Raw genomic sequence first — 23,315 nt, 5'->3', positions numbered from 1 at the left:
TAATTCCGCCTTTCTCCTTTTTATTTTATCATTCAGTGATTTCAATACGCTGGACTTTTCCGAGAAGAAAGATATAAGCAAAAGCGCCAATTAGGGCCACTACGGATATGAAGGTTAGCGCTGCTGCATATGAATGTGTCGCACTAATGATTATACCGACGATTAATGGAGATAATGCCCCGCCTATGTTAGCTACAAAATATAGTGAAGAACCCGTTAGTCCTACCATTCCTTTCGGAGCAATATCAGCTAAAAGGGCACCGGTAACCGTTGATGCCATCCCCTGTCCGAAGAAGGCTATTGCCATAAAGGTGATGACTATGTTTGGTGAATCCGTATAATTTCCCCCGAGAATCAAACAAGAAAGTAACAATCCGACAATAATGGGCAGTTTCCGTGCCATTCCGGTTGATAACCCGCGTATTATCATCCAATCGGAACATCGGCCGCCAATCAGAGTTCCTAATATCGCTACTATGTATGGGATACTTGCATAAATTCCGGTTTTTAACATCGTCATTCCCTTTTCATCAATCAAATAGGATGGAAACCAAGTCATAAAGAAAAACAAAGTAGTTTGAATGGAAAATTGCCCGATGAACATTCCCCAAATTTGACGGTGTTTAAGCAGTTGGCCAATCCGTTTCCAGGAAAAAGGATGCTTCTCTTCGGTACCGATCATCCCTCCGCCTTCTTTGATATAGTTTAGCTCCTGCTGAGAAATACGCTTATGTTCCCTTGGATTCCGATAGAATCCATACCAAACCAATCCAATAAGAATCCCTATAATTCCGGCTATATAAAACAGGTAATTCCAGCCAAAGGTAATGATGATCCAAGTAAATACTGGAGTCAGGAAGGCTAATCCAATATATTGAGTACCCGTATAAATCCCTACCGCAGTAGCACGTTCTTTTTTAGGAAACCACTCGGATACACACCAGGCATTAGTAGGTATGGAGGGAGATTCAAAGGCACCCAGTCCTATGCGATATGTAATCAGGGACGATATACTTTTCGCGGTTCCTACCATAAATGTAAATACAGACCAAAAAATGAGGGAAACCGTGTATACCTTTCTAGGACCAAATCTATCAAGAAAGTAGCCGCTAAAAAGCATGGAGAACGTATAACTCCAGCCAAATACAGAAAATATGATTCCCATTAAAGCCGGGTCTATTTGTAAATCGGCTTGAATATTCGGAGCAGCAAGCGAAATGATGGCACGGTCGATGTAATTTATACAAGTGACTAAAGCAATTAGAAATAGGATAAACCATCGAACAGTTTTCTGTTTTCCTTTTTTTGATCTGTCCGTTAACAGTTCCGGTGTGCGATCTTCTATTATTGCCTTTAATTCTGAACTCAATATTTTTCCCCCTAACCTAATGCCCAACATTAGTACATCGTTCTACTAACTTTATTGAAATTTCATAAATGCTTGTATGTTTCCTGCAATTACTTATCAATCCGAGTTTAATATTTTCAAGAGCAGCCGCTAGGAACATTGATAGCAGATCCCCTTGTTGCAAAGTTAAGCAACTTAGGGGATCGTTTTTTGAATTGTGAATCATTTCTTTAGATAGTTACAGTCTTCTCTGATTCTACCTCTTCATTATCCTCCTTGACTACCCTGTCAAAAGATCCATGTTTTTCTTGGACAAGAATATAACCGATGGCAGCGATGATACTTGGCAGGGCAAATGTAGCAAAAGCCACCTTTGGATTCATGCCTGTTGACAGAAGAAAGGCAATTAAAGTAGGAGCGATAATTGAGCCAATCCTGCCTATTGCTTGTGAATAGCCCATACCCGTCGTACGGATTTCACGGGGGTAATATTCCGTGATGTACGGATTGGCTAAGTTCATGGCACCCACAGTACAGGCACCCCCCATAAAAATCAGTAAATATACTCCGAAGGTATTAGTCGTAGCGCTCAATGCGACAAAGGTAACGGCCCCTAATAAGAATAGTGTAACAAGAACTTTACGATGGCCCATTTTTCCAGCATAATAACCGCCTACTAAGGAACCTCCAATTTGACCAAGGCATAAAACCAGGTTAAATGAAAGGCTTGAGGTGATACTGAATCCGGAATCCTGCATCATTTTTGGAAGCCATGTATTTAATCCGTAAGCCATCATCAATGTACAGAACACAGCCAACCATATGGAAACCGTACTGAATGCCCGTTTGTTCGTGAATAGTTTTTTTACTGGTGATCCTTTCCCCCTCTGTTCAGCTTCACTAAGCCTGAAATCGTCTGTTTCTTTAAAATCCCCTTCTGGTTTGACTTTATTGAGGATTTCAACAACCTTACCAATTTCCTTCTTTGCTAGATAGTAGGAAAGGGATTCAGGAAACTGCTTCATGAATATTGGAAGTGTAAGTAATGGCAAAATTCCAATAAAGTATAAAACACGCCAATCCGTATAAGGAATGATATACATTCCCACTAATGATGCCAGGATTCCACCGATTGAATAGCCACAATACATCGCAGCTACAATGATGGCCCGATTTTGTTTTGGGGAATATTCAGTCATTAGCGATATAACATTCGGCATCAAGGCTCCCATGCCAATTGCCGCAATGAAACGCATGACTGTGAACCATGTGAGGTTAGGTGCTATCCCTGCCCCCAAGGTAAATACGCTGAACAAAATCATACAAATGACGAGAACATTCTTCCGGCCATATTTATCTGCAATCGGTGCTAAAATCAGGGCGCCAATCATCATGCCGAATAAGGAATAACTGCCGACTGCCCCTGCCTGTATGGAAGTTAACCCCCACTCTTCCATCATCCAAGGCAAACCCACACCATACATCGCTATTTCATACCCGTCGAAAGCGATGGCATAAAAACACCAAAGAAAAACAAGTAAATGAAAGCGGTTAAATTTACTGACAGCAATGATATCCGAAGCAACTACACTACGCATTTTCCGCCTCCCATCATTTATAAAAATATCCTTCGAATGTATTTTCCGAGTTCCAAAATAGAACTCGGAAAATACTCGGAAAAATCAGATAATAACTTTTGAAATTGCCTATTAACAAACAATGCATATTCCTATCGATGTTTAGTTTTTCACGACAGCTTTATTGAAAACTGGTTTATCTTGTAATCTAAGTTCAAAATCTAAATGAGCTGTATAATAATCATTTTTCAAACCTTTTTCTGCACCGGAATGTTTATCTAACTTCGTAATTAAGCTTCCACGAACACCTTGTGCAACATCATTTTCTAAATATTTATCGCCTTCAAAATATATTTGTGTTACTAATCTATCGCCATTTTCCGGTTGGAACAATAGATGCAAATGTGCTGGACGAAATGCATGATGATCAATCCACTTTAAGAACTGACCAGAAGGCCCATCTGTTGGAATTGAATAATTACCCGGTACAACTGTTTTAATTTCAAAATTACCATTCGCATCCGTATAAAAAACACCACGTAAATTATCATCTGGAATACCTTCGGCGAAGTATGAGTATTCACCATTTGTATCAGCCTGCCACATATCGATTTTAGTATTTGCCAACGGATTTCCATTAACATCTTTCACTGATCCTGAAAAGAATAGGGCGTCACCTGGTTCATTTTCACGTTGTGGCAGCACACCAGGATTTTGAACGACTGGCGTATTTTCAATGTAATAAGGTCCTAGAATAGTAGGTTCAGTTCCTTTTACACTTTTATACATTTCTTGAAGAGCATGAGTTTCAAAGAAAACATCCATAAATAACGGAATTTCCCCTGCCCTGCCTAATTGATCCATCCAATCCACAAGAGCTTGATAGTCATTATGATCAATTTCGTATTCACTAACTAATTCCTTGAATTTAACTACCAATCCATTATAAACGTCGATTACTTTTTGATTCTTCATTATATTTCCTCCAATTTTTTTAAGTTTTTATATTTGTTGATTTTCAATGATCGTACTGATTCCTAATCCACCTGCTATACATAGTGTGATTAGCCCATATCTTTTTCCGGTTCTTTCTAACTCATGCATCAATTTGGTTGCTAAAATTGCACCAGTGGCACCAATTGGATGTCCCATGGCAATGGCACCGCCATTAGGATTCACCTTATTCATATCAAGCTTCAATTCTTTGATTACTGCCAAAGCTTGTGCAGAAAAGGCTTCGTTCAGCTCTATTAAATCAATATCATTCAGTTTCAGCCCTGACATTTGAAGCGCTTTCAAGGTAGAGTTGACAGGTCCCAGCCCCATGTAATTCGGAGATACGCCTGCTGCAGCTTGAGCGATCATTCTTGCCTTCGGCTTTTTACCACTCCTTTTTGCTGCTTCTTCCGACATTAGTATCAGAGCGGATGCACCATCATTTCTTCCACTACTATTTCCAGCGGTTACCGTTCCATTTTTCTTGAAAACCGGTTTTAAATTAGCCAACTTTTCCAGACTGGTTTCTCTTGGGTGCTCATCCACATTAAATTCCATTAACCCTTTTTTCGTTTTAACTTGATAGGGAACGATCTCTTTCGAAAATAGTTCAGTAGAAATTGCCCGTTTTGCATTTTCTTGGCTCCTTAAAGCAAATTCATCTTGTTCAGTCCTTGAAATGGAATATTTTTCAGCCAGATTTTCTGCTGTCATTCCCATCGTTAACATCCCGTAATCTTCAACGGGCTGTGAACCTGGCTGGCTTTCCGTATTCGGGTCCAATAACTGTCCATTCCCTGATTTCAATCCAAAACGGATATTTCTCATATAGTATGGGGCCGTGCTCATTGATTCCGCTCCGCCTGCAATGATTACATCCCCAAATCCGCATTGTATTTGTTGACTGGCAGAATTGATTGCCTGGATGCCGGATCCGCATTGTCTGTGTACGGTATAACCTGGTACTTCCACAGGAAATCCTGCCCTGAGCGATGCAACTCTTGCCAAATTTGACGCATCTGAACTTTGTTTCGCTTGTCCCATTATCACTTCATCAATACTCTCTTTAGGAATATCCGCTCTCTTGATCACTTCATCAAGGACAGCAGCTGCCAGGAAATCGGCAGGAACATTTTCCAATGCTCCCCCTAATTTCCCTATAGCGGTGCGAACCGAGTCTATAATAACTACATTGCTCAATTTTCTACCTCCTGCTATTTTTATTTCTTTCTTCTAAACTATCCTTATATCTTTGGTGAGCTATTTTCAGGGCAACAATCACCGACTGCTGCGATGGAGCTAAAAAGTCCGTTTTAATATTCTCTATTAAGGAATCGATATCTTTACTAAAATCAAAACCTACTATCATTCGCTTAAAAAAATCCTGGGCCAAAGTTGTTAAAAACGTAAATTCTGCATTAATGATTATGTGACTTTCCTTGTGAATTTCCAGTACCATCCCAGCGTATTTATAATTTTCATACATGCTCGTATTTTGCGGTGCCTTCGCATAGGCCGTGATTAATAATGTTGGCTGTCCCATATAAAACTACATCCTCTCAAGATTACTTGCATAAACCAGTGGGTGTTTCTTAATCCCCTTTCCAGTTTATATTAATTAAAGACCTCTTGAAAAATGTTTTACTTTTTCCATATCTATCTCCATGCCAAATCCTGGACCATCCGGGATGATTATTTCATAATTCTCATATTTTATTTGGTTTAGCGTAATATTTTCTTTGAAAAGTAACGGTCCAAATAATTCTGTACCGAATTCAAATTTTGGAATGGTTGAATAAAGTTGTGCACAAATGGCCGTTCCCAATGATGATTCAATCATCGTTCCGCCATACAAACCAAAGCCTACACCTTCGGCAATCGCAGCCACCTTTTTCGTTTGGGTCATCCCGCCATGTTTACATATTTTCAAGGCGAAGGAATTACCTGCCCTATGTTTAGCTATTTGAAATGAATCTTGTAATGAATTCAATGATTCATCGGCCATGATCGGGACCTTAAAACGTTCGGTCAACCTTGCCATCCCTTCATTATCCCAAGCTGGCAGCGGCTGTTCGACCATGGAAACCCCGCCTTCCTGTAAAGCTTCAATGCAATACGTAGCCGTTGTTTCATCCCATGCTTGATTAACATCAACCGTAATGCGTGCTTGATCTCCCACGGCTTCAATAATTTTCAATACATGCTCCACATTCTTATATGGATTACCTTTGCCAATTTTCAATTTAAAGATATTATGACGTTTTTGGTGTAAAGATTCTTTCGCTTCTTCGATATCTTTACTCGTATCCCCACTTGCCAAAGTCCATGCCACCGGCAATGATTTATGAATTTGTCCACCGAATAATTCATATGCAGGGATGTTTCTCCTTCTGGCTACTAAATCCACCATGGCTGATTCAACGACAGCCTTCGCAAAATTATTTCCTCTAACATTTAGTGAAACTTCATGCATGATTTTGTCATAATGGACGGGGTTTTTACCAATGATAAGCGGGGTGATATATGTATCAATATTCACTTTGATCGCCTCAGGTGTCCCCTCACCATATGAAGCCCCGCCTATTGTCGCCACTTCCGCCCAACCTTCCGCACCCTCTTCATCCATGACACGGGCAAGAATGATCGTTTGTTCCACGATCGTATGCATGGCAAGCTGATGAGGACGAATTGTGGGTAAATCAATAATGTATACATCTACTGAACGTATTTTCATTTAAACCACCTTTTTAACATTTAATAGATAAAATCCGCTTCTGTTTTTGCTCTTACTTCTTCGATCGTTATACCCGGCATTAATTCAATCAATTTCAACTGTTTGTCAATAACTTCAAAGACAGCCAACTCGGTGATGATCAAGTCAACGCTTCTAGTGGAAGTAATCGGGTAGGTGCATTCATTTAAAACTTTACTTTTACCTTCCTTACTTGTATGTGTCATTGTCACGATCACTTTTTTGGCACCAACCAACAGGTCCATCGCTCCTCCAACACCCATGATATTCTTGCCAGGTACGGCCCAATTTGCAATTTCCCCGGTTTGACCTACCTGCAAAACACCCAAGATGGCAACATCAATGTGTCCTCCACGGATCATTGCAAACGATTCTGCACTATTAAAGAATGATGCACCAATCGATTCCCCTACCGGTAACTTGCCTGCATTAACTAAATTGGGATCGATTTCATCTTCATCAACTTCTGCAACCCCTAATAATCCATTTTCCGTATGGAAAAAAACATTTTCATCATCAATGTATTTTGCAACCAAGGTCGGAATCCCGATTCCAAGGTTCACTATACAAGGGCCCGTCAATTCTTTTGCCGCGCGTCTTGCTATCATATTTTGCATTAATTCTTTGTCACTCATAACCTTTGACACCTTCCTTCGTCAGGATTTTCTTTGCCTTAATAATTCCATCGACGAATAGATGCGGTGTTACAATCTCCTCTGGCGGGAGTTCTCCAGGTTCAACTATCTCATCCACTTCAGCAATTACGACATCTGCGGCTGTTGCCATTACCGGATTAAAGTTTCGAGCCGTTTTATAATAAACAAGATTACCGAGTGTATCTGCCTTCCATGCCCTGATCAAAGCTACATTTGCTCTTATGGCAGGTTCAAAAATATATGTAGCCCCATTTATTTCCCTTTCTTCTTTTCCTTTAGCTAAATCGGTCCCTACACTCGTTTTCGTATAGTAACCGCCTATGCCAGCACCGCCAGCACGAATGGATTCCGCTAATGTCCCCTGTGGCAATAGTTCTAATTCAATTTCACCACGTTGGTAAAACTCCCCAATTTCACGATTGCTTGTAAAATAAGAACCAATCGCCTTTTTTATTTTCTTCTGGCTTAGGAGAACTCCCAGACCTTTTCCTTTCTCGCCTAAATTGTTACTGATTACTGTCAAGCCTGCTACATCCTTTTTGGCCAAACCATCTATTAATGTAAGAGGGGCACCGATCAAGCCAAATCCACCTACCATTAATGTATGACCGTTCTTCACACAAGATAAAGCTGCTTCTATATCTTGATGTACTTTTGCCATGTTTTCCCCACCAATCTCACGTTACTTATTTTCAATCAATGAATCACTTGCCTCAAACCAAGCAGGTATTCCAGCAGTCAATAAGCAAATCAGTCCCACTTCAGCTAATTGTTCTTCCGAAGCTCCATTTAACCTTGCCGCCTCCATCCATTCCCCAACCTGTTCCCCTTTTAATTCTGTAATGAATATGCCTGTCATCAGGAGATGTTTTAGACTTTTTGAAACCACTGAATCACTTAATATATAATCTTTGAGGGAGTTTTGGTCTTCCGATTTAACCAGTTTCAAAACATTCGAGACGAATCCCGTCTCCTCATCCCCTAATAGTTCAATCATATAAAGCAGGATTTCTTCTGCTGTTCCTTGATCGCCACTTATTTCGGGATATCGAATGCCTTTAAGTGTTAGAGCATACTCCAAAGACTTCATTCCTGTTTTTAATGCTTCTGTTCCGTTATATAAGTAAGAAACAATTAAGTATTCCACCAGTTCCGGTATTGTTGCCCCGCCATCGATTGCCCCTTTGGTATGGTAAACCATACTCCGTTCATACAACCTCGCAGCATTCATGCCTACTAGTAATATATCTTTTTCCTTCTTCGTCAAGGCTCCCTCTTGCATGATGTTACTTCGTAAGTTGGTATAGTGATCAAGTGCATTGGGGCTATAATCGTGCATTTTTTGCACCCAGCCTGGTACCACATCATAAACTTCTTTGAAATACAATAATCCCTCGCTCATTCGTCTGCACCTCTTTAAATTAATTGTGAATCAAGTATCGATAGTGCCCTTATAGGTGAGGCTGTTGCATTTTTTAGTTTTAAAGGGATCCCGAAAAAAGAAAGCGGGAATGCTTAGGCAGTTTTTCAAGATTCACTAGATTTTCAACGATATATATATCATGGTTCAGTAATTTTTGATGAATTCCGCTTTCTGAATCTTGGTTCAAATCCGCATTTGGCAAATCCAACCCGACAATATGTATTTGCTTTTCAATTAACCATTGAGCCACACTTTCATCTAATGCCTGCGCTTCAAAAAAGCCTTTTTCCCCCCATGATTTCCCCCATGTCCTGATCAGGACGATATCGTCTTTTTCAACATATACTCCCTGCCTGCGTTCGGCCTCTTCAAGTAAATCTTTCGTAACAGGTTCATGTGTCGCTTTTAACATGCTTACATCCAGTATGAGGGCATCCCCAAACATATTCTTCAGATTGATGGTTTCAACCGAATCCCCATTTTCTGAGTAATGTGAAGCCACATCGACATGTGTCCCACTATGGTCAGAAAAAGAAATCAACTTGGAACGGTAGCCTTTAGGAAGTGAATCATATTTCCCCTTATGTTCAAGAGGTTCATCTTTAATCCCTATTGCAGGTAAATCATTATTCGTAACTAGACCATCGTAAAGTTCCAATGTTAAATCAATGATTTTCAACGATAAAACCCCCAAATTCATTAAGCTTTTACATTATCACGACAAAAATGGCTACCCTAAACATTACTATCAATAATTGACAGCAGGTGTTTAAGGTAGCCAGTTGTTCACTAGTTGTTATTAAAAAAGGTTGTTTTTTAATAGCTAATGAATAGGCAATAATTAAGTTTATTATATATTCTTAATATTACACTATTTTCTGATAATTTCAATATTTTTTTAAAAAATATCTTCAAAAAAATCAAATTCGTTTTAAGAACGACTTTATCTCTTTGTTAATCTCCGCCCTATTTTCAAACACCATTGTATAGTGGTTACAAGTTGAAACGATCGTTTCAATATCAGGTGTATATTTCTTCGTATCATCATAGGCTTCTTCATAAAATAATGGAGGAAAATCCCCTATTTTCCCACTGGCATAAACCAATAAGGTTTTACAGGAAATTTGTCTACAAACTTCTTTAGGGACAAAAGAATAAAAACTATTGAAATCTGTAAGAATGCTATCTTCTGATGATTTATTCTCCCAGTGACCATCCACTTCATGAACCTCATACTCCGCCACACTTTGCAGGTGTTCTGTCCAATTGATACCCAAACGGCTATAGATTTCCTTAATTTCTGCAATATAACTTTCCTGAGATTCATATTCTTTACTTAATCGGCCTAGAGATGGTTGTACGATGTCCCTTTGTTGTTGAGAGGAAATGGCCGCACCATCCAATAATATCAGGGCCTGTACCGAAGTTAATTTGCTGGCTACAACACTTGAGATGAAGGCTCCCATTGAATACCCGATCAAAATAGGATTTTTAATCTTTAACTCTTGAATTAACTCAATTACATCTTCTGCATGTTTAAAAAGAGAAGACTGCACATCTGCCCTCGAACTATTTCCCCTCCCTCTCAAGTCAATCGAAATGACTCTGTACTCGCCTTTTAACATTTCTGCATAATAATGCATTTGCTTATGATTGCCCGTTAAACCATGTATGGCGATGATTGGCCCTTTCGTTCCAGGATAATCAGCAATTTGGATTCTATGTTCCCCCAATTCCTTTACATACATTTCCATAGTAACACTCCTCCATTTCCTTGATTAAAAACATAACCCAGCCTACATATTTAATAAAAAAAGCTATCTTAACTTCACCATCAAGGTAACTTGATAGAGAAATTAAGATAGCCAGTCAGTTCATTAATTTTCATTAAAAAAGGCCTTTTTTTAATGATTAATGAATAGGCAAGGTATAAATACATGTAATGATTCCATTTTACATGAAGTTCTAATTTTATCAATTATAATTTGATAATTTTGATTTCTTAGTAACTTAAAGTCGGTACCTGGGAATTTTATTGAAGGAGGTCCTCTATGGTCTCCCTCCATCGTTCAACAATTTCTTTAGGGTTTTTCAAGTCGATTTTAATTCCAGAGGTTATTTCAGCATACTTAGCAATATCCTCCCGTGCCTCTACTATTTTGGCCTGGAATCTTTCTCTTTTGTATTGGACATTTTGCAGCTCTTTTAATCTCTCTAATGAAAGGCGAAAATATTGGGCTTTACCTTTCCAAAACAAAACCAGTGTAGCTTTATGGGTACGATTGACATTGGCTGTAGTCGAAGTATTCGGCCATAAGCCAATCCTTAATTCCTTCCTGCTTATTGCTACGATCTCACCCACGCTAATCATTGCAGTATGTGGCCATCCTTCTTCACTTACCGTCAACAGCATCATGGCTTCATGCTGCTTGTCGACAAGTTCTTTACCATTTAACAAGTCGAATACCTCTACTGGCATTTCCATCCCATTCATTTTTTCACCTTTTTCCTTAATTCACTAGTAATCTGTTATATTTTGGTGCGATATTTCATTCCGTCCCACCGTTTCGCACCGTGAGCATCGATTTCAAATTGATCTAACGCCCTATATGCAAGATGATCAATGATATCGTTAACATTTTCAGGATTATTATAGAAGGCTGGCATCGGAGGGAATATAATAGTCCCCATTTTGGAAAGCTCCATCATATTCTCCAAATGAATCGTATTTAGAGGGGTTTCCCTTGTCATTAGTAATAATTTTTTTCTTTCTTTCAACATGACATCAGCAGATCGCGTTAATAAATTATCCGCTAGTCCCATGCGAATGGAAGCTAATGTTTTCATACTGCAAGGTGCTACGATCATGCCATCAACCCGGAAAGATCCACTTGATATTCTTGCTGCTTGATCTTTGTAAGAATAGGAATGATCAGCTAATCCCTCCACGTCTTTAACAGAATATGAAGTTTCATGTTGAATGGTGGCATGTGCCCAAGGGGACATGATTAAATGGGTCTCCACTTCACTGCTTTTAAGCATCTGAAGAATCCTAATTCCGAAAATGGCTCCAGTCGCTCCTGTTATCCCAACAATGATTTTCATTAATTCCCCTCCTTATTCATTAGTCATTGAATCGAAACTTAAAAATATAGAGAACTTATACATTGGAGAATCCAGGCACAAATCGACTTGGATCTACCTCTTTAAATTCAGACCTTTTAAATTCATCTTTTAAATGAAACGGTACTGTACAGTCAAAAATGGTCTTACAGGAAATCCCCTTTTCCTGAATGGTGGGGCTGTATGCGGGATCTTGTGAAGGATCTAACGGGTGACAGCGCACTCCAGGAATGAATACAGTATCAACATCACCTTGGTAACGAGTATTTAACGCCCATAAAACATCATTACTATCAAAGGGATCCACATCTTCATCCACTATGAACACATGCTTAAGTTCAGAAAAGGCAGAGAACGCCAATAGTGCAGCTTGTCTTTGGCGACCTTCATCACTTGGCTGACTTTTCTTGAATTGAAGAACGGCCATGTATTTACCCCCTCCTGAAGTATGGGCATAAACGTTCAATAATTTGCCTGGCATGGCCTTTTCCACCATTTGCAGAATGCTTGCTTCAGTTGGAATGCCAGCCATATTCACATGTTCTTCACTTGGACCAATAACTGTTTGCATGATTGGATTGACACGGTGCGTAACAGCTTTCACTTTGATTAGAGGCAGTTCCGCTACAGCTGAGCCTGTATAACCAGGGAATTCCGGCATTGCTTTTCCAGTATTGGTGTTTTGATCTTCCCGAACGCGCACTCCGGGAACCAATTCCCCTTCTATTACATATTCAGCATTCGCGATAGCTTTTTCATCAATGGTCAAGCATTGGACCAGTTCTACCGCTTCTTTCCTGATAGCCCCTGCAACACTCAACTCATTAAAGCCAAGAGGAGTCGTAGGTGCTTCAAAACAAGCAGCGACTTCAATAGCAGGGTCAACACCGATACTAATGGAAATTGGTAATGGTTTTCCTGCTTTTTCAGCCTTTTCACGAAAAACTTCTAAATGGCGGCCAGGAACAAAATACATGGACATCTCATCTTTACTTTGTAAACATAAACGATGTATCGTTATATCAGATTCACCCGTTTCCGAATCGGAGGCATAGCACATGCCTATGGTGATATACGGGCCTGCATCTTCCTCTGTATTCGTAGGGGCAGGTATTAACTTTCTGATATCGAAATCCGGATCTTCCGCATAGTGAACCACTTCTTGAGCTTTCGCTTTATCATTTGTAATGGTGATTGGATCAATTGGTTTTTTTACAGCTTCATTTAAAAGGAACCCCAGTCGCTCCGGTTTTGTATCCAGCATGAGACCGACTCTTTCCCGGCTGGCTAAAAGTCCAATCACCACGCTTGAATCTTCATGTCCCAATACATGATTGAAAACCATGGCAGGTCCGATTTTTGTTGGACGCATTACTGTTCCGCCAGCACCGACATGACGATAAACCCCAGATAATTCAGCATGAGGATTGACAGGTTCATCCGTTTCAATCAATTGTCCTGGAATGGACTTCAGTAGTTCCAAGGCAGAACGTAAATCTGTCACTTTATTCATTTTTTCAGACATAAAAAATCCCCCTATCACTTTATGACCAGTATCCTATGTATCATTCAAAATCAAATAACCTATATGTTATCGGTTACAACTGATATTCTAAAGTGTATTTCTACTATACAGTCAATGGATATTTGAAAATTCAAGTAATTTTCTCTACAGGGATTTGCAGCTGACAAAAATCAACACTATTATCATTCTCGTAAAAGGTCGTATCCAATAAACAAGCGTCCACGACGTCCCCTACAGTTCTATACTGATTTTCACTGATCCAATGAACCAATTCATTTAAAAACTCAATGTCATATGGCATTCCATATTTATACACACATGCATACTGACCAGCAGGCAACGTCATCATATTATCCATATCAGGATCTATAAAGGGTAAAGAAGTATATATTCCCGCACCCTCGAAAACATCATCCGTTCCAAGCTTATCCTTTAAAATAACCGTGCCAAATCCCTCTGACGGAAGCATCTCATGTTTACTTAATACATTCCAAGCTTTCATCAGCGTTAAATGTAATTCTTCTCGGCACAATTCATTTTCAAATGGTATAAATAAGACATGCCGTTCAGGAAATTCTTCTATAATAGGTTTATCCAATTCACTTTTAATATTTTTGGCTTCTGAATATTTCATTAATCTCTGCTGAATAAATGTACGTGTATTCATCAAGGCATTTATTTCTTTATCAATGAATTCTTGATGAAATTCCAAAAGTGACATGGCAGTAGTTAAATTCCGATTTCCTATATGCTCCTTAATATCATTCAGTTTGATGCCAATCGACTTCAAAAAGCAAATTTCCCTTAGAAACGGAATCTGAACTGCACTATAATACCGATAACCATGTTCATCTATATGTACAGGTTTAAATAATTCGATCTTATCGTAATAAATGAGTGTTTGCCTTGAGATACTGTGAATGGAAGCCATTTCACTGATTGATAAGTAATTGCCCACATGTGTTCCTCCTCCGCAAAGCCTTTTTGTAAAGTTCTTCCTAATTCTCACATTTACTTTGTACCATAATTTAATATATTAATTTTTTGATTTCCCTGCTTCCATACGGCAGCTACAGTCGATTGGAGAGAGTCAGTATTCTAAAGAAAACTTCTATCCTGCCCTAACTTTACCATTTTCCATTTAAAATAAGGGATTTTCAAAGGCCCTGTCTATCGAAAAAATGGATCATATCAACATCTTCATTAATAAGCACTAAATGAGCAAACGAAATTCACTAGTTATAAATTTTAAATGATCATCTAATTATTTTGCGTACCAAATCTATGATGAACTCCTTGAATTATAACCAATTGAAGGTATAAAGATCTGTTGAAGATACCGCTAAGATAAATGAAATGATGAAAGAAGTAAATCAGTCCCTTCCAGAGCAGATAAAGAATACAACCCCTTCACATCCATTTGAAGATTACACTGTAACATTTGATCATCCAGCTTATCTTGAAGTGTATAAACAAAATAATGAATTGCACATAAGGGTTTTAGAGAATGAATTACCATGGTTCATTTACTTGTTTATTTGCATTTACCAGCAATGTGGAGTACACAGCTTCTCACCTTTACAAAAGTTAAATTACAATTTATCCACTGAAAAAAGAGCACCTCTGGGCGCTCTTTTTTCATGATTTTTTTTCAAGGTGATTCACAAACATATCTTGTTGCTTTTCGTTCAACACTATTTCAGGCTGTAACCAAGAAATTCGAGGTTTACTGATACTTTTTATATCAAAGGAGTAGTTATTAAACTTGAGCCCAAATTTCTAATACTCAATCTTGACCTGGAACCACAATCACTTCTACCACATGTTTTTTTAGGATTTCCTGCATATTTTTTGGTACTTCTTTGTCTGTAATCACTATATCAACAGAGTCTAGGTCACATACCTTTTGAAAAAAAGTTTTATTAAATTTCGTTGAATCTGCAATCACAATGACCTGGTCAGAACGCTTAATCATTTCGTGAACGAGGAGGCCTTCTTCCTCGATGGAAGTAGACAGTCCTTCAGAAGATATTCCGCAAGTACCAATGATGCATTTATTCACCTTATAATCCTGGACATCTCTAATGGCTCTTGAACCATATATGGCTTGGTGTCTAGTGCTTAATGTTCCACCTAATAAATTAACCTTTATATCTTCTCTTGGGCTTAATACACTGGTAACGTTAATCGAATTAGTCACGACCGTATTGTTCCGGCTCGTTAAATATTTAGCTAGAAATTGAACTGTTGTGGAGGCATCCAAAATAAGATGATCCCCATCGTTTATCAAAGAAGCTGCAAATTTTCCGATTTTACTTTTAGCTTCCGATGCCATGTTCATACGCTCACCATAATTATGGACTTCATTGGAAAGCAGAGCCTTTTTCGCCCCACCCCGTATTCGAATGATCTTCCTCTCCTCTTCTAAATTTATTAAGTCTCTTCTGGCCGTATCTTTAGATACATTATTTATTTTACAAATTGTTTCAATATCAATCCGTTCATTTTCATTTAAATATTGAATAATTGCGTCTAATCGTTCATCCTGCAGCATGATCTCACCTCGTAGATTTAATTATAAGTTAACCCAAGTTTATTCACAACGAAACATGAATTATATTAAGGATAATTAAGCTTTCGAGGGTAGATTATTAGTAAATACTGAACACCGTAATCAATATATTTAGTTATCAGAATTCCAAATCGGGGATATTAACCAGGGATTAAACATGATATTAATATCCCGACCATCGGAAGGGTATATTCCGGGCATGAAAAAAAATCAACCTTAAAATGGAGATGATGCTGTCTTAGTGCCAGACCCTTTTTAGACAGGTTCAGACATCCCTTTTTCCCTTTGATGTCGTTTATATACGAATTTGGATAGGCTTACACTGCTTTCATATAATAGTAATAAAGGTATCGTAACTAGGATATCTGATAGAAAGTCTGGTGGTGTAATCAAAATTGAAATAACTATTAAAATAAAGTAAGAATATTTCCTGATTTTTTGCAAACGGTATGGATTTATTATTCCTAAACTTGTTAAAAACATAATGACAACAGGCATTTCAAACAGAAATCCAAAAGGCAGTGTCATATGAAGCATAAATCGGAAATATTTCTCCGTTGTAAAGAAAGTTGTAAACATGCCGTTTGATAGAGACATTAAAAAATTTAGTACTAGCGGAAATAAAATGAAGTAACCAAAACTGATTCCTAGTGTGAATAGAATAAATAGTGCTGGAATATAAGCGCTAGTAACTTTGCGTTCTTTTGGTGTTAACGCTGGACGTACAAACAGCCAAGTTTGGTGCGCAGCAACCGGTATAGTAGCCGCGATGGCAACGACGGTGGCAATAATTAAATAAACGAGTATGATATCACTCGGTCCTAACAGAGCTAGCTTAAACGGCAAATCTTTAACTATTATATTATAAATATCTTGAACAAATATAAATGTCAGTACGAGGAACAGCGTGAAAACGACTAAAGTGATAATAATACGTTTACGTAACTCCTCAAGGTGCTGAATCATGCTCGATTTTTTTTGATTTTCCAACATCATCACTCCAGGAAAAAAAGATGTAAGACAGATCCTACATCCCCTCTTCATTTATTTGATTAGCTTTCTTTCTTATTGGTAACATCGGCATTAGTGTCATCTGCTACAAGATCTCTGGTAGACTTTTTAAATTCCCTTAATGTTGATCCAAACGCCCTACCAATTTCCGGTAACTTAGAAGGGCCGAAAATAATAAGTGCAATCACTAAAATTAGCATCAATCCTGGTATTCCAATATTTTGTAGCATAACTTCCCCCATTGGTATTTATATTTTGTACTTCCTTTAAAACGTTAAACGTTTATGTGCTCATCGAACCTATCCCCAATTCTTTTTTACCAAGGTTCATTAAAAAGGTCATATCCTTTTAATTGGTATGAAGCTTAGGCTTCACGCTATCCAGAGAACCCGAAGACAGAGTTCCCTTATGTAATACGGCAGCACGCTTGGGCAGGCGTGCTACGGCTTCGGCCGAGCAGCTTGCTGGAACGAGTACGGCGGTCGCGGCATCGCCTACCTTTGGCCAAATTTGCTTACCGGACTCGTCTAGCGGTGTAATGCCGCCGGTAGCAAGGGAAAGTGAGCGAGACAGGTTGTATTCGTTTGACCATCCATACAGATCTGCAGCGAGATGTGCCTTCTGCAGTGTATCGCCAATCCCGAATGGTGACCAGTGATCAGTAATACTATCATTACCAAGCATGACGTTCACCTTATGCTTCTGAAGCAGCGGAATCGGCATTACGTCTTTACCGATTGGAACGGTTGAAGCAATGGAAATCCCAAGCGATGCAAGGCGTTTTGCCATTTCTACGTCGGCGCCATCCCCTAACGAAGCGAGCGAAAAGGCATGACTGATCGTCACTTTCCCCTGCAGACCGGCTTCCTCAGTCAGATCAGCCAATCGACGAATTGCCTTCAATCCTGTTTCGCCACCTTCATGAAGGTGAATATCAATACCTGCTTTGTAGTCAACCGCAATCTGTACCATCGTTTGCAACGATTTTTCCATATCACCGTCAACTAAGGTTGGATCTAGTCCGCCAACATGTGTAACTCCGAGTTGCATGGCTTCGCGTATCAGTCCCTGAGCATTTGAACGAAGCAAGCCATGTTGGGGAAAGCCAACGATTTCATGTGATATTTTATCTGAATAGTTTGCTAAGGCCTGATTAAGTTTTTCAAGATTTTTTAAACCAACGACTGGATCGATGTTGCAATGGCTTCTGACATATGTCGAGCCGTAGCCAAGAATTAGTTCAATTAATTTCTCCGCACGCTCCTGGGCTGTTGGAAGGAGCTCCAGTAGCAGTGTCTGCTCCAAGGTAATCATGTCAAAAATGCCATTTTTCCTCGTTGCTGCTGCTCTCCAAGGACCCCCATAAAAAGTTTTATCCAAATGAATATGCATATCTCTAAAAGAAGGAAGTAGCAGCATGCCTTTCGCGTCGTAGCAATCGATACCTTTTCCATAAGGGGACTTAGTATCTAGTATTCTGGTAATGATGCCTTTAACAATATGGAGGTTCCTCAATACGGTTTCGGTTGCGACGACCTGGCCATTTTCATACTTGTATCCACTTTCCAATCGAACATTCATCAACATAAAGGAACTGTTCTTTCCTGGTTTTTTGGTGTTATGGCCAACCTTCTTCTCAGAATCCGCACTTGCCGTCTCAGGCATGAATAATCCCATCGTGTCCGTGACACCGAGAACCGCGGAAGCGCTTCCAATTTTACAGACGTTACCTATAAACTTTCTGCGGGACAAACCTTCCTTTTCTTGATTCACCTGTAAAATCCTCCTCTAGTACATTTGTATTTTAAGATGATCATGATTAATAGACTTCATTGGGGAACAAGAGGCAACCATCCCGTATTTAATCGAGGTTACACTTATCTCCCAATTTTTCATATCTCTTCTAGTGGTGTTTTTGGATTTATTATTATTTAACAAATTGTTCGATATCAATCCATTTCATATTTGTCGAAATAGTCACTCGTCCAGTTACATGATTTCACCTTATAGATCCAATTATAAGTCTATTTATTTTTAATTGCAATTAAATCTGCATTAATTTAAGTCAATTTAAGTTTTTGTAGATGATTAATTGATTCCTCACTTTTGATTTCGACAAAAGAATCTTTGATGTTTCATTCCTTGTTAATGGAAAACAAAAAGGGAATGGTAAAATCCATTCCCTTTTTGACTGTGTGCAAAGTCCTTTTAGTCAAATTTAACCCTTAACGCCAGAAGGCCGCCAATCGGCGGCCTTCTGGCGTTCAAACTACCTTTTAACAAATACCGTATTTCCTCTTTTATCCAGTCCGTTATTCGTGCAAATATGCCCAGGCATATTGAGCGTAAAGTTCTGCACCGGTAGCAAGCGCATCTTCGTCGATGTTGAATTTCCCGTGATGATGGGCCCATTCCGTATCCTTTTCAGGGTTTCCAGATCCAACTAAAGCGAAGCTTCCAGGTACTTCATCTAAATAGAAACTAAAATCTTCTCCACCCATTGTTGGCTTTTCATTATATACTGCGCCTTCGCCAAACGCATTTGAAGCAACTTTTTGCACTAATTTTGCACTGTATTCATCATTAATGACAGCTTGCGTTCCACGGTAGTACTCAACCTGTGCGGTCGCACCGTAAATATTAGCAACATTTTCAGCATAAATCTGGAGCTGTTTTTCTATATGGTCACGTGTTTTAGGATCAAAACAACGGACAGTTCCTTCAATAACGGCATTTTCTGCAATGACATTAAATCGTGTTCCAACGACCATTTTTCCAACTGTCAAAACTGCGGGATTTTGTGGGTCGACCGTTCTTGAAACGACAGATTGTACATTCATGACGAATGAAGATGCCACAATAGTTGTATCGATACAATCCTGTGGCATTGCACCATGTCCCCCTCTTCCTTTAAACGTTACTGTAAAGATATCTGCTGAAGCGAATGAAGGTCCTTGAGAACAAGCAACTTTGTTTGTTGGCATTTGCGACCAAATATGTATGCCAAAAACATTATCAACACCTTTGACAGCCCCTTGTTTAACCATTTCCTTTGCACCTGTTGCTACTTCTTCAGCTGGTTGAAAGATTAATCGCACATTCCCAGGTAATTCTTCTTTTATTTCATTTAGTGCCTTCGCTGCAATTAATAGCATTGATGTGTGGGCATCATGACCACATGCATGCATTTTCCCTTCTTCTTTTGAAGCATATGGCAAGTCTTTATTTAATTCTTCAACAGAAAGGGCGTCCATATCCGCTCTTAATGCTACCGTCTTTCCTGCCTTACCGCCTTTAATTTCTGCAATGACACCTGTTGGTTCTGCTTTCCGATAAGGTATTCCTAATTTTTCAAGGTATTCACAAATAAAGGCAGTTGTATTTTCTTCTTCCCATGATAACTCAGGTTCGCTATGAAGTTTTCTACGTATTTCTATTAATTCATCACTATAATTTTGAATCGCTTCTTTTATCGTTTGATTAATCATTCTCATTCCACCTCCGTTAAACATTTAGCCACTTCGTAAAATATTTGCACTCCATTTGCTAAATGACGTGCATCAGACCATTCTTCTGGACAATGACTTAGTCCTGCTTTACTTGGAACAAAGAGCATGCCAACATCAGTCACATCGGAAAAAACCATCGCATCATGACCTGCTCCACTATTAATGGAACAGTATGGAATTTTTAAATCAGAACTTTTATCTTTTAATAAAGCTTTTATTTCATCACTCAATACCTTTGGCGGCATATATAACACCTGTTCCGCAGTTGTATGGATCCCCTGTTCATGATAGGATTCGATTAATTCTTTCATCCGTATGATGACATTGTTAATATGTTCTTCCTTGCTAGATCGGATATCTACCGAGAATTCGACTTTATTTGGGATGACGTTGGCTCCATTTGGTAAAACATGTAGTCGTCCTGTCGTGATAACCGTTCCTTCACCTTCCTCAATTGCAAAGCTCGGTAATTGAGAAATAATCTGAGCGGCTGCAACCAATGCATCCGTACGGCGATCCATAGGGGTTGTGCCTGCATGTCCTGCCTTTCCTTCAATGGTTACTTCTAATTGAGTTAAACCAACAATAGCTTCTACAACACCAATGGGGATATTCTTCTCTTCAAGGATTGGTCCTTGTTCTATATGCAATTCAAGAAATGCTTTAATGCTATTGGGATTTCTCCTTTTCGGAAGTGATGAATCCAGACTAATTTTTGACATCGCTTCAATTGTTGTGATACCTTCTTTATCCCTTAAGTTTTTAAAACTTTCCTCACTAAGTGTCCCCACTATTCCTCTAGACCCCATTAGTCCTCCGCCAAAACGAGCACCCTCTTCTTCAATCAGGGCAACGATTTCCAATGGATATTTAGGTGTTAATTGATTTTCTGCAAATAGGGCAGCCACTTCAAGAGCGACAATTACACCTGCTGGTCCGTCATACGCACCACCATTTGGTACGGAATCAAAATGTGAACCGATCAAAACGCTTGGTGCATCTTTTAAAGTACCTTCTAGCTTTCCAAAAATATTTCCGAATCCATCCTCCTCTACTGTTAGACCGGATTCCATCATTTTATTTTTAATATAATTGCGTGTAAGTAAGTCTTCCTTGCTATACGTAAGCCGGGTTGTCCCTTTTCCGGGTGTTGATGTAAATTCGCTCAAATCATTTATTTGCTTTTCTATACGTTCGATAAGACTCACTTAGAACTCCTCCTATTTTACAAGAATTGTACAAATATTCCTGCCAAAATAACCGACACGATTGTAACCGATATAAATCCACCAACAATCATCGGCGGCAGCATATGGCTTAGCAATGCTTCTTTTTCATTTTCATCTTTTGTTAATGAATTGACCACTTCATTGGTGATAATGTAATCGGCTGGAAATCCATATAATGCTGTTAAAGATACAGCAAAGGCCATTTCTTTGCTGACATTTAACAATTTCCCTGCAATGAATGAGAATATATACATGCCAATAACAGCTAAGAAAATGCAAACAATAAGTGGGTAAAGGATCTCCATCATCATACTTGGTGTTGCATTTTTTAATCCGTCAAAGACAAAAAGCATAAGGGCCATGATGGCAAATCCAAATCCATTTGCTTTTTGCAGAGTCTGCTTTTCCAAGAAACCTATACTTTTTCCGACAACACCGAATAGTAAGCAAAGAACAAATGCATTTATTGATATAATCGGCTCTAATCCAGTCGAAACAAGGTAAGCGAGAAAAGCAACAACCGCAAGTCTGAAAAATTTAAAATATTCCGTATTATATTTTTCAGGAAGTTTTTTAAACAGCTTAAGTTCCGTCATGCCTTCTGAAGCGGCTGCAGTATCACTCTTTTTTATCGTTAATTGCCCATTGCGATATTGCCCCAATAGCTTCTTCCCTTCTTTCTTCAACACAATTGAAGTTAAAGGATATCCAGCAAAGCCTTGCATTACATAAATAACAATGGCAAAAACGGACAAACTCGTAAGTCCTGCGTCTGCCGCTCCTTCTGACATGATTATTGAAGATACCATACCGCCCACTAAAGGTGGAATCGCCACAAGGACAGTTTGCAGATCAAATATGAATATGCCAATTCCGAATATAAGTGCAACAATACCAAGGATACCAGATAAGGAGATGACAATCGTTTTCCATTGATTTACCAATTCTCTTATTGAAAGCAATGTTCCCATATTCGTGATCAATAGGTACATCATCATGGTTGCCACTACTGGTGGAACACCTGCTATTGAAACGATGTCTTGCGGGAAGAATGTCCAATAACCACATAGAAATAGGATTGCGGAAACGAAAACGGAAGGTACCCAGGCTTTTGTTCGAACCGCCACAATGTCTCCTACAAATAAAATCAGAATAACAATAACTAAAGCCAACATCTGTGACATATGAGTTCCCTCACCTTCTAGTTTAATAATTTGAATATTCTAAAATAATAACACTAAATTATTTTAATTTAAAGACAATTCAATATTTTCAGGTAATTGTACACAGATAATAGGAAATGTAAGTGTTTTAATTCTGATTTTAAAAACCAAATATTCTCAAATAATTAAACGGTTGGGTATATAAAAATAATTTTAATTATACAATTATCTTTGGATACTTCTTTATCTCGTTAGTGACCGAATTATCTAAACACCAACCTTTTATTTCAAAAAGAAAAAGCCGTCTAAGGACAGCTCTGATTAATTATTATTTAATATCCTGTTTACTTTTTACTGTATATAATTTGAATAAAGTAAACTCTTTCTACTTTCATAATTGAATGTTTTTTGCACAAGAACCAAAACTTCCA

At 38.7% G+C, this 23,315-nt stretch carries 22 protein-coding genes and 1 pseudogene; 1 reads left to right on the top strand and 22 read right to left on the bottom strand.

All coding sequences use genetic code 11. The annotated features are described in order from the left end of the window. Window positions 1-28 precede the first annotated feature (28 nt). From AC3ISB_RS10700 to AC3ISB_RS10630, 15 genes are all read right to left on the bottom strand, one after another. On the bottom strand, window positions 29-1,369 hold the full coding sequence (locus AC3ISB_RS10700; RefSeq protein ID WP_220126987.1) for an MFS transporter: 1,341 nt from the start codon (window positions 1,367-1,369) through the stop codon (window positions 29-31). 209 nt (window positions 1,370-1,578) lie between these two features. Next, window positions 1,579-2,946 (bottom strand): MFS transporter, encoded by a 1,368-nt coding sequence (locus AC3ISB_RS10695; RefSeq protein WP_489276343.1) that lies wholly within the window; start codon window positions 2,944-2,946, stop codon window positions 1,579-1,581. 141 nt (window positions 2,947-3,087) lie between these two features. Beyond that, entirely contained in the window at window positions 3,088-3,900 is an 813-nt protein-coding gene (locus AC3ISB_RS10690; RefSeq protein WP_098373125.1) for a dioxygenase family protein, read from the bottom strand. A gap of 27 nt (window positions 3,901-3,927) precedes the next feature. Then, window positions 3,928-5,121 carry a thiolase family protein gene (locus tag AC3ISB_RS10685; RefSeq protein WP_098373126.1) on the bottom strand — a complete coding sequence of 398 codons (1,194 nt, stop codon included), beginning with the start codon at window positions 5,119-5,121 and terminating at the stop codon, window positions 3,928-3,930. Window positions 5,122-5,125: 4 nt separating this feature from the next. Further along, entirely contained in the window at window positions 5,126-5,464 is a 339-nt protein-coding gene (locus AC3ISB_RS10680) for a DUF3870 domain-containing protein (protein ID WP_048687694.1), read from the bottom strand. 75 nt (window positions 5,465-5,539) lie between these two features. Continuing rightward, window positions 5,540-6,655 carry a muconate cycloisomerase family protein gene (locus tag AC3ISB_RS10675; protein ID WP_098373127.1) on the bottom strand — a complete coding sequence of 372 codons (1,116 nt, stop codon included), beginning with the start codon at window positions 6,653-6,655 and terminating at the stop codon, window positions 5,540-5,542. 20 nt (window positions 6,656-6,675) lie between these two features. Continuing rightward, window positions 6,676-7,308 (bottom strand): 3-oxoacid CoA-transferase subunit B, encoded by a 633-nt coding sequence (locus AC3ISB_RS10670; protein ID WP_098373128.1) that lies wholly within the window; start codon window positions 7,306-7,308, stop codon window positions 6,676-6,678. Then, window positions 7,301-7,990 (bottom strand): CoA transferase subunit A, encoded by a 690-nt coding sequence (locus AC3ISB_RS10665; protein ID WP_098373129.1) that lies wholly within the window; start codon window positions 7,988-7,990, stop codon window positions 7,301-7,303. Before AC3ISB_RS10665 ends, AC3ISB_RS10670 begins: the two co-directional genes overlap by 8 nt. A gap of 21 nt (window positions 7,991-8,011) precedes the next feature. After that, window positions 8,012-8,731, bottom strand: coding sequence for a carboxymuconolactone decarboxylase family protein (locus AC3ISB_RS10660; protein WP_098373130.1), 720 nt, complete (start codon window positions 8,729-8,731; stop codon window positions 8,012-8,014). Window positions 8,732-8,810: 79 nt separating this feature from the next. Then, window positions 8,811-9,431: a cyclase family protein gene (locus AC3ISB_RS10655; protein WP_489276339.1), complete on the bottom strand. Its 621-nt coding sequence runs from the start codon at window positions 9,429-9,431 to the stop codon at window positions 8,811-8,813. 241 nt (window positions 9,432-9,672) lie between these two features. Next, entirely contained in the window at window positions 9,673-10,506 is an 834-nt protein-coding gene (locus AC3ISB_RS10650) for an alpha/beta fold hydrolase (protein ID WP_098373132.1), read from the bottom strand. Window positions 10,507-10,784: 278 nt separating this feature from the next. Continuing rightward, window positions 10,785-11,246: a pyridoxamine 5'-phosphate oxidase family protein gene (locus AC3ISB_RS10645; RefSeq protein WP_480338852.1), complete on the bottom strand. Its 462-nt coding sequence runs from the start codon at window positions 11,244-11,246 to the stop codon at window positions 10,785-10,787. Window positions 11,247-11,281: 35 nt separating this feature from the next. Continuing rightward, complete coding sequence (locus AC3ISB_RS10640) at window positions 11,282-11,857, bottom strand: non-oxidative hydroxyarylic acid decarboxylases subunit B (RefSeq protein ID WP_141993344.1); 576 nt, start codon at window positions 11,855-11,857, stop codon at window positions 11,282-11,284. Between the two features lie 55 nt (window positions 11,858-11,912). Beyond that, window positions 11,913-13,400: a UbiD family decarboxylase domain-containing protein gene (locus AC3ISB_RS10635; RefSeq protein WP_480338851.1), complete on the bottom strand. Its 1,488-nt coding sequence runs from the start codon at window positions 13,398-13,400 to the stop codon at window positions 11,913-11,915. Between the two features lie 130 nt (window positions 13,401-13,530). Next, entirely contained in the window at window positions 13,531-14,358 is an 828-nt protein-coding gene (locus tag AC3ISB_RS10630; protein ID WP_480338850.1) for a MerR family transcriptional regulator, read from the bottom strand. A gap of 307 nt (window positions 14,359-14,665) precedes the next feature. Between AC3ISB_RS10630 and AC3ISB_RS10625 the strand changes: the two are divergent. Further along, window positions 14,666-15,010: pseudogene (locus AC3ISB_RS10625) on the top strand (serine hydrolase); the annotation flags it as partial. Between the two features lie 176 nt (window positions 15,011-15,186). Here AC3ISB_RS10625 and AC3ISB_RS10620 read toward each other — a convergent pair. From AC3ISB_RS10620 to AC3ISB_RS10590, 7 genes are all read right to left on the bottom strand, one after another. Beyond that, a complete protein-coding gene (locus AC3ISB_RS10620) occupies window positions 15,187-15,954 on the bottom strand; it encodes a DeoR/GlpR family DNA-binding transcription regulator (protein WP_144528391.1) in 768 nt (255 codons plus the stop codon). A gap of 273 nt (window positions 15,955-16,227) precedes the next feature. Next, entirely contained in the window at window positions 16,228-16,938 is a 711-nt protein-coding gene (tatC, locus tag AC3ISB_RS10615) for a twin-arginine translocase subunit TatC (protein ID WP_452452233.1), read from the bottom strand. A gap of 86 nt (window positions 16,939-17,024) precedes the next feature. Further along, window positions 17,025-17,213, bottom strand: coding sequence for a twin-arginine translocase TatA/TatE family subunit (locus AC3ISB_RS10610; protein WP_063236065.1), 189 nt, complete (start codon window positions 17,211-17,213; stop codon window positions 17,025-17,027). Window positions 17,214-17,331: 118 nt separating this feature from the next. Then, window positions 17,332-18,570: an amidohydrolase gene (locus AC3ISB_RS10605; protein WP_286177208.1), complete on the bottom strand. Its 1,239-nt coding sequence runs from the start codon at window positions 18,568-18,570 to the stop codon at window positions 17,332-17,334. A 725-nt stretch (window positions 18,571-19,295) separates the two neighbouring features. Then, window positions 19,296-20,471, bottom strand: coding sequence for a M20 family metallopeptidase (locus AC3ISB_RS10600; RefSeq protein WP_480338849.1), 1,176 nt, complete (start codon window positions 20,469-20,471; stop codon window positions 19,296-19,298). A gap of 2 nt (window positions 20,472-20,473) precedes the next feature. Further along, window positions 20,474-21,700 carry a Zn-dependent hydrolase gene (locus tag AC3ISB_RS10595; RefSeq protein WP_480338848.1) on the bottom strand — a complete coding sequence of 409 codons (1,227 nt, stop codon included), beginning with the start codon at window positions 21,698-21,700 and terminating at the stop codon, window positions 20,474-20,476. Between the two features lie 17 nt (window positions 21,701-21,717). Beyond that, window positions 21,718-22,905 (bottom strand): hypothetical protein, encoded by a 1,188-nt coding sequence (locus tag AC3ISB_RS10590; protein WP_489276336.1) that lies wholly within the window; start codon window positions 22,903-22,905, stop codon window positions 21,718-21,720. Window positions 22,906-23,315 lie beyond the last annotated feature (410 nt).

The organism is Peribacillus sp. GL_122 (assembly GCF_057835005.1).
The sequence above is the reverse complement of the archived record's forward strand: the minus strand, read 5'-3'. Positions and strand labels throughout refer to the sequence as shown.